This window comes from Methanobacterium sp. BAmetb5 (assembly GCF_003491305.1).
In the GTDB taxonomy this organism is placed as follows: Archaea; Methanobacteriota; Methanobacteria; order Methanobacteriales; family Methanobacteriaceae; genus Methanobacterium.
In genome coordinates this window covers 1,880,001-1,887,500 of the sequence record NZ_CP022706.1, presented here as the reverse complement: position 1 = coordinate 1,887,500, position 7,500 = coordinate 1,880,001, and the positions used below count along the sequence as shown (strand labels likewise).

Below are 7,500 nucleotides of genomic sequence, written 5' to 3'. Positions count from 1 at the left end.
ATCTGCAATATTGGATTCCCTTCCCGGGAACTTTATCAGGTTAAAGATTCACCCCTCAATTTTTACATGCTGGGATCAATGGGTATGGCATCATCCATTGGCCTGGGATTGGCCATGGCCCAGAAACGGAGGGTTGTTGTTTTTGATGGAGATGGATCCCTTCTGATGAACCTGGGGAGTCTGGTAACCATCTACAATCAATCACCCCAAAATCTGGTGCTGGTGGTACTGGACAATGAATGCTACGGCAGTACCGGTAATCAGTGCACCTATTCTTCCACCACTGACCTTAAAAAGGTGGCGGAGGGAGTTGGCTTTAAAAATACAGTACTCTACGAAGAATCTCTTCAGGAAATTGATTTTTCACCGGTACTGGAGATGGAAGGTCCGGTTTTTGTGCACATGAAGGTTAAAGCAGGTAACGCCAGTGTACCAGTGATCCCCCTTGAACCAGAGGAGATCAAGGAACGGTTCATGAGGGAAGTGCCGGGTTAAATAAAAAAAAGTTAGATAAACCCGTCATTAACCCTTACTAATTCTGAACCCCCCACTTATCCGGATAACCATCAGTGCTTATTCTATAACCATTACTTATTCTGAGTACCTTTTAACCGGGTTTGATCTGTCTTCCTGCAGAAAAGGCCCGTTCCACCATTTCTCCCACACCATAGTAGGCCGGATAATCTGGTGTGTAGATAAGTGGCTTTATTCTTTCTATTAAGGAATTATCACCCTCAGTTAAGGATTCATTCACTTTCACATCCTTTATCTCCCCTATGAACTGGGTGTGCAATCCTATTTTAACGTGCTGGAGCAGTTCACACTCCACCACAAAGGGGAACTCCCCTACGTAGGGGGCATTCACTACTTCACTTTTAACCGGGGTGAGTCCCGTGGCCTGGAATTTATCCACATCCCTTCCAGAGGCTATTCCGAAGTAGTCCGCTTCTTTCACATGATCTTCGGAGGGTATGCTGATGGTGAAGGCTTTACTTTCCAGAATGCTGTGATAGGTGTAGGTTGCTTCCCTTAAAGAGATGCTTATACAGGGCGGGTCAGAACAGCTTATACCTCCCCATGCCGCAGTCATTACATTGGGTTTTCCTTCCACGTCGTAAGTTCCCACCACAAATACTGGAGTGGGATAGGTTATGGTTTTGGCTCCCAGAGATTTTTTCATTAAATGCCTCCTGTTTTGTTTTTTTTAATCTATAACTCCTCAAAAAAAATGCCCATAAACACTTTTTAAATTTTTAACCACCTATTTAAAAAAAAAAAAAAGTTTACCAGTGCTGGTAACGCACCAGGTCATCCAGTTTTTTTCTGCCCATGCCCCTTGGTTCTGCATCAGGATAACCCAGGGGAGTGAATAATAGTGGTTCCACATCATCTGGTACTTTAAGCACTTCCCTGGCAGCTTCCACATTGAAAGCTGCTATCCAGCATGTTCCCAGTCCCAGTTCAGTGGCCTGGAGGATCAGGTGGTCCATGGCTATGGCAGTATCCACTTCCACGTAGTTACGACCGTCCCGCCGGGTCCAGGATTCTGATTTAACTGCACAGGCACAGATAACTAGGGGAGCTTCGGTAAACCATTCTGCGGGGTAGATGGTCTTAAGTTCCTCTTCTCTACCCCTGGTTTCAATTACAATTAACTGAAATGGCTGTTTATTCACAGCGGTGGGTGCCAGACGTGCCGCGTCCAGTACTTTTTCCAGTTTTTCCTTTTCTACTTCCTTTGACTGATAACCCCGTACACTGTATCTTTTTTTAATTATATCATGAAATTCCATATTCATCATCCCCTATCATTAATTTTAATAATTTTACCCTCGTTTTTTATGGAAGATTTCGAATGATCTCTTCAAATCTGTCCAGCTCATTCTCCCTTTCTTCCTCGGACATTTCCCCTGGCCCAAAGATGGCGAAGTAGGGTAGGGCATCCATACCCACAAATTCAAACAGTAGATGGTTGAAGTACTTCACCAGAACTTCGATGTCACCGTGTGGTCCTTTATCAGTGTAGAGTTCCCTGCTGGCCCCGGTGGTAAATGATAACATTCCTTTTTTGCCTTTTAAGAGCCCATCATTGTATAATTTCATTTCCACCACGTTGAATGCAAATCCATTGTAGAAAACACGATCTATCCATCCTTTTAGGATTGCGGGGAAGTTACTCCACCATATTGGGAACTGGAAGATGATCACATCGGCCCAGAGGACCTTGTCCATTTCTCTTTTAATATCCAGAGGTATGCTATCCTTTTTCACTGCATTTAGCTGCTCAGCTATGGGATTGAATAGTTCCTTATTCATCCTCTCTGGAAAATCGTCTTTATCCAGGACAGCCTTCCAGTTCATGGCGTAAAGGTCAGACACCTGCACCAGGTGCCCTTCATCATTTAACACATCCACTGCCAGTTCCTTCAGTGATCCGTTCAGTGATTCACTCTCAGGATGCGCGAATACTATCAATACATTCATCATTCATCCCCCCTCTTTAGAAAAAATCAATTTTATTGGATTTTTCCCCTTTTAGTTTTTATATTTCAGTTCTTTATTCTATTTCTACTCCCGTGTTTTCAGTATTAATTATGTAATCAAGTCGATTATATACCTAAAGACTTGATTTGGATTTTATTTCGCGGGTTTAGATTTGATCTTGGCCACAGTTTGTCCGTTAATCCCTAAATTCTCATCAGGCCATTCACGAATGACTGCTATTATGAATTTTTTATCTATGCCTGTTATTCCAGAAGCAACTTCTGTAAAACCTTTTATTAAATCTTTCTTCTGCTCTTTGGAAAGTTTTCCCACTTCCATGGTTATTACCGGCATTTTTACCCCCCCCCATTAAAACGTGTTTTTCCTAATTGTGATTAGACTATTAAAAAAATACACCAAACTTCATTTCCAATCAATTACTGCCTTATTTCGTTTAGGGATGTTATGATAGTGATATTGAGGATATCCTACCATCATAGCACCGATAAATGTATGTCCTTCTGGTAATTTCAGTTCTTCAGCCAGGGGTGGCCATTGATTTAAAGCCATAAACAGACCCCCTGCCCAGCATGAACCTAATCCAAAGGAGGGTAGTGCCAGATCAAGATGAGTTAACGCAATTACCCCGTCTACACTTACAAACTGGGACATTGGATTGGTCTCATCCTGTTCCGCGTAGGCAATAGCCACGTGTGGTGCGCCCCTTAAGACTAAATCTGTTCCATTTTCCCAGGATTCAACCAGAAGATTAAATCCAGTAACATCCTGCTCTGGGGGAGCCTCACTTATTACATTCTTAATCCAGTCAATGGTCATACCAGCCAATTTTTTTACCTTAACTGGATCGTGGACTATCATCCATTTTACTGGTTGACCATTACCGGCAGATGGTGCGTAGCGGACTATGCCCATAACTTTTTCCCATACCTCCCGGTCAACCGTTTCATTCTTATAATGCCGAACTGATCGTCGCCCGCGCAAATAATTACCTATCTGCTTAGAAGAACCTATATCCCCTATTTTATTATCCATTGTTCCTTCTAAAGACGGATCTACCAGTTCCAATGCTCCCTGAGGACAGACCGCTTCACATTGCCCACATCTCATGCAAACCAAGGCATTCTCTTTTGAAACATGAGGCACATCTCCCGGTTCTATGATTCCTGCCACACATATATCAGAACAGGTACCACATTTTACACATTTTTCAGAATCCACAGCAAGTTTTACCATTTTTACGTTCCCCCTGCATTTTTCATTTTGGACAGTTATTTGTATGTACAAACAATTAATATATAAAGTTTACCAAAAATAATCTTAAGTAGAAGCAAAAACCATACCTAAGCTTGAGGTGTAATTGATAGATGAATGATGAAAACAAGAGTCAATGCCCCACCATGTGTAGTTGCCTCTACTTCACAAGTAATAAACTTAATAGAATTCTTAACAAAATGGCTGAGGAGGAATTCCTTAAAACCGGTCTTTCACCATCACACGCCCTAACCCTTATGAATATTGATTTTCAACCGGGTCTTTCCCAGAAAGAACTTTCAGAAATTATGAACATTAAACCTTCTACCACTACCCGTTTTATTGACAAATTAGAGACCCGGGGACTGGTAGAGCGGAAGACTAAAGGTAAATCATCATACCTCTATCCCACCCCAAAAGGAATTGATCTGCAGGTTGAAATTAGCCAATGCTGGGCCAACCTGTACAAACGTTATACTAAAGTTTTAGGCCAAGAAAAAGGTGTTGAATTAACTGAAATCATTGATAAAGCGGCAACTAAACTGGAAGATAACATTCATGAGTAAAAGATAGCCAAAAATTTTGAAAATATAAAATAAATCCTTAATAAAATAAAATCCAAAAAAGTCTAATAACTAATTTCCCATTTTACCAGCGACTTCTTTTAGTTTTTCCCTGACTGGTATATGTTGGGAACATATTTCCTCACAAAGTCCGCACTCTAAACAATTTCCTGCCATTTCCGTTTCTTTTAACATGAAGTAATACTGACTTTTTACTTCAGAATAGTCCTCCAACATTTCTGCTTGGTTCAAATAACTGAAACACTGGGGGATATTTATCCCACTGGGACAGGGCATACAGTAACCACAGGCACTGCATTCCACGGCAATTTTCCCCATGTAAACCTTTTTGACTTCTTCCATGATTTGTTTCTCTTCAGGAGCCATGGAATTAGGTAAACCATCTTCTGCAGTGTTTAAATTTTCCTGAAGTTGTGCAATGGTGTTCATACCACTTAAGACCACACTGATTTCGGGGATATCCCAGAGGTATCTGAGGGCCCATTCTGCAGGTTTTCTTTCAAACTGAGATTCGTCCCATATTTTTTGAACCTCCGCAGGAACATGATTGGCCAGAACACCCCCCTTCAATGGTTCCATTATTACCGTGCCTATTCCTTTGCTGGCTGCGTATTGCAGGCCTTCTTTACCTGCCTGTATATTCTCATCCAGATAGTTGTACTGTATCTGGCACATGTCCCACTGGTAGGAGTCCACCACTTCCTTAAAGAAGCTGGTAGTATCGTGGGTGGAGAATCCAGTGTATTTAATACGTCCATCAGAAACTGCCTGGTCTAGAAATTCCAGAACACCCATATCCTCCAGATCAAACCATTGTCTCTCCTTAAGGGAGTGCAGGAGGTAAAAATCAATGCAATCTGTCTGGAGCCTCTTTAGTTGTACATCCAGGAAACGATCTAGGTCTCCTTCTTCTTCCAGGAGCCAGGTGGGGGATTTGGTAGCCAGATATACTTCATCTCTGCGGTCGTTTCCCGCAAAGTAATCTCCCAGGAAGAGTTCACTGGCTCCACCCTGGGAAGTGCCCCGGCCATGGTAGGGATAGGCCGTGTCCAGGTAGTTTATTCCCTGGTTCAGGGCATGATCCAGTAACTCTGATGATTTACGTGCATCAATCTGGTCGTAACTACCCTTAATTGGCAGCCTCATACATCCAAAGCCCAGTATGGAAACTTTTTCACCGGTTTGACCCATTTCACGGTACAGCATAATTATATCCTCAACTAACTAACTGAATAAAAAATTTGACTTGAACACATATATCTATGATTGAATTTACCTTTAATGATTGAATTTACCCTCTAACCCATTTAAAAATTTAATTAATTCATTCCTGCAACTCTCGTCCTATGTCCCAGGCTTTACCCACCTTTTCCTTCACTGTCCAGTAATAATTGTCGGGCATGGTTAAAAGTAGTGGATTGAGTTTGGCCATATCCGGTTTTCCATCAGTTAAAATCTTTCTATCTGCGTAGGAAGCAATTATTTCCCCTACAAATAGATCGTGGGTGGGCATTTCATAGATATCGTAGAGTTTACATTCCAGGGAAAGGGGACATTCCTGGATGAGTGGTGCCTGTTCCAGTTCACCGTATTCAACGGTGAAAAGCTGTGATTTATCTTCTTTGCGTCCAGATACCAGGCCACAGTAATCAACTTCCCGAATCATGCCCTCGGTGGGATAGTTAATGCTGAATGCCCTGTTTTCCCTTATTAGTTGGGTGGTGAAATGAGCTTTGTTTATACCTGCAACCAATAGTGGGGGATTTCCGTTAGCCCTGCTTAACCACCCTAATGCCATAAAATTTGCCACATCCCCATGTTTAGTGCCCAGAAGGGTCACTGGCATGGGATAAATGAACGAATTTCCACCCAGTTTTTCTTTTTCCATTTTTAGTACACCCCTAAATCCATGATAAACAATTGTATATACAAACGTTATAAAATACTTTTCCTGACAAAAATATCTGAAACCAATTGATCTATAATAAAAATCAGAAGTGTTGAAAAAAATTCGGTATGAAAATTAAAAAAAATATGACCTTGAAAAAGAATTAACCCCTTCTCCTCTCGAATTCCTGGTATAATTCATCCAGGTCCACACCTTTATAGGCCAGGAGCAGGAGGGTGTGGAATATAAGGTCGGCAGATTCATAAACCAGGTTTTCATCGTTTTTAGAGGCGATGATTACCTCGGCTGCCTCTTCACCGATTTTTTCCAGGATCTTGTCTTCTGCCTTTTTTTTATCATCATCCTGCATTATACGAGATGTGTAGGAGTCAATGGGGTGGTCCCTTCTGCCTTCCAGGACCTGGTAAACTTCCCTGATGATCTCATCCTTCATTTCTTAATCACCTTATCATCCTTTCGTAACGGGCCGGTTATGGCTATTAATGGGTGCTGGGCATCGTCAATGACCTCTATATCCTCAAAGGTAAAGATACCCTCCTTGTCTGCTGTTTTTTCCATCCCCAATTTTATATCCTGGTCCAGGGTTATGACGTAGGAGTCAATTTCATCGTAGCCCAGTTTGCGGGAGGCCACAGTACGGTGATGGCCATCCACCAGGATGTAACGGTTGCCAGTTTTCACCACTATGGTGGGCTCGGCCAGTCCCCGGGTGAGTTCGTAGGTACGCCCCTGTAGTTCATCAGCGTAGACCCGGTTCTGGGTGGGCCTTAAACGTTCGATGGGCACCATTTGGTGGACCAGTTTGGTTTTAATATCATAGAGGTCTTCCAATGTTTTCTTAAAGTACCTCACCTTCATGGGAGTGGAACGTTCGATGTGGGAGCGCACAATATCGGTGTTGGTTATGATACCCACCAGGGCACCGTCTTCGTTAATCACCGGCATCCGGGATATTCCCATTCTAAACATTACCCGGGCAGCATCGTTGAGGGACATGGATTCATCCGCCACCACCACATCGGTGGACATGATGTCCTCCACATGTTCCGCCCACTTTTTCAGGAGGAGGTCAAAGGCAGTTATCATGCCAATAACCCCATCATTGGTTTTGACTGGGAATCCATCGTGGCCCGTTTTCTTCATTAGCTGGATTACTTCCTCATTGGGTGTGTCTGGGGTGACGGTGATAACCGCCCGGGTCATGTAATCCTTAACCAGAGTGGATTTAGTCATCCGAACCTCCCTTCTTAG

General features: G+C 42.7%; 12 protein-coding genes (2 of these 12 running past the window's edge). 2 read left to right on the top strand and 10 right to left on the bottom strand.

The window, feature by feature from the left end:
* Positions 1-495, top strand: partial view of a sulfopyruvate decarboxylase subunit beta gene (gene comE, locus CIT02_RS09335; RefSeq protein ID WP_048084563.1) — the 3' portion only. Its footprint begins 57 nt before the window's first position; the window shows 495 of its 552 coding nt (coding positions 58-552); its start codon lies beyond the left edge, outside the window; the stop codon is at positions 493-495.
* 112 nt (positions 496-607) lie between these two features.
* On the opposite strand, the gene CIT02_RS09330 is transcribed toward comE, so the two are convergent.
* The 5 genes from CIT02_RS09330 to CIT02_RS09310 all read right to left on the bottom strand — a co-directional run bounded on the left by CIT02_RS09330 (position 608) and on the right by CIT02_RS09310 (position 3,738).
* Positions 608-1,180: a flavin reductase family protein gene (locus CIT02_RS09330; RefSeq protein ID WP_292611831.1), complete on the bottom strand. Its 573-nt coding sequence runs from the start codon at positions 1,178-1,180 to the stop codon at positions 608-610.
* A 103-nt stretch (positions 1,181-1,283) separates the two neighbouring features.
* Positions 1,284-1,793 carry a nitroreductase family protein gene (locus CIT02_RS09325; RefSeq protein WP_292611829.1) on the bottom strand — a complete coding sequence of 170 codons (510 nt, stop codon included), beginning with the start codon at positions 1,791-1,793 and terminating at the stop codon, positions 1,284-1,286.
* Positions 1,794-1,839: 46 nt separating this feature from the next.
* Positions 1,840-2,487 carry an NAD(P)H-dependent oxidoreductase gene (locus CIT02_RS09320; RefSeq protein WP_292611827.1) on the bottom strand — a complete coding sequence of 216 codons (648 nt, stop codon included), beginning with the start codon at positions 2,485-2,487 and terminating at the stop codon, positions 1,840-1,842.
* A gap of 150 nt (positions 2,488-2,637) precedes the next feature.
* Entirely contained in the window at positions 2,638-2,838 is a 201-nt protein-coding gene (dmpI, locus tag CIT02_RS09315) for a 4-oxalocrotonate tautomerase DmpI (RefSeq protein ID WP_292611825.1), read from the bottom strand.
* Between the two features lie 69 nt (positions 2,839-2,907).
* Positions 2,908-3,738, bottom strand: a complete 831-nt coding sequence (locus CIT02_RS09310) for a nitroreductase family protein (RefSeq protein ID WP_292611823.1) — start codon at positions 3,736-3,738, stop codon at positions 2,908-2,910.
* Positions 3,739-3,869: 131 nt separating this feature from the next.
* Here CIT02_RS09310 and CIT02_RS09305 point away from each other — a divergent pair, with 131 nt between their 5' ends.
* The gene (locus CIT02_RS09305; RefSeq protein ID WP_292611821.1) at positions 3,870-4,322 is read left to right on the top strand and encodes a MarR family winged helix-turn-helix transcriptional regulator; all 453 of its coding nucleotides are present in this window, start codon (positions 3,870-3,872) and stop codon (positions 4,320-4,322) included.
* A 69-nt stretch (positions 4,323-4,391) separates the two neighbouring features.
* Here the strand turns inward: CIT02_RS09305 and CIT02_RS09300 are convergent, their stop codons facing one another.
* From CIT02_RS09300 to CIT02_RS09280, 5 genes are all read right to left on the bottom strand, one after another.
* The gene (locus CIT02_RS09300) at positions 4,392-5,546 is read right to left on the bottom strand and encodes an aldo/keto reductase (protein ID WP_292611819.1); all 1,155 of its coding nucleotides are present in this window, start codon (positions 5,544-5,546) and stop codon (positions 4,392-4,394) included.
* Between the two features lie 118 nt (positions 5,547-5,664).
* Entirely contained in the window at positions 5,665-6,228 is a 564-nt protein-coding gene (locus CIT02_RS09295) for a flavin reductase family protein (protein WP_292611817.1), read from the bottom strand.
* Between the two features lie 163 nt (positions 6,229-6,391).
* Positions 6,392-6,682 carry a phosphoribosyl-ATP diphosphatase gene (hisE, locus tag CIT02_RS09290; RefSeq protein ID WP_292611815.1) on the bottom strand — a complete coding sequence of 97 codons (291 nt, stop codon included), beginning with the start codon at positions 6,680-6,682 and terminating at the stop codon, positions 6,392-6,394.
* Complete coding sequence (locus CIT02_RS09285) at positions 6,679-7,482, bottom strand: CBS domain-containing protein (protein WP_292611813.1); 804 nt, start codon at positions 7,480-7,482, stop codon at positions 6,679-6,681. Before CIT02_RS09285 ends, hisE begins: the two co-directional genes overlap by 4 nt.
* On the bottom strand, positions 7,475-7,500 hold the 3' end of the coding sequence (locus CIT02_RS09280) for a DUF504 domain-containing protein (protein WP_292611811.1). The gene runs 229 nt beyond the window's last position; only the last 26 of its 255 coding nucleotides appear in the window; its start codon lies beyond the right edge, outside the window — the gene reads right to left on this strand; it ends in the stop codon at positions 7,475-7,477. The genes CIT02_RS09285 and CIT02_RS09280 overlap by 8 nt, the downstream gene beginning before the upstream one ends.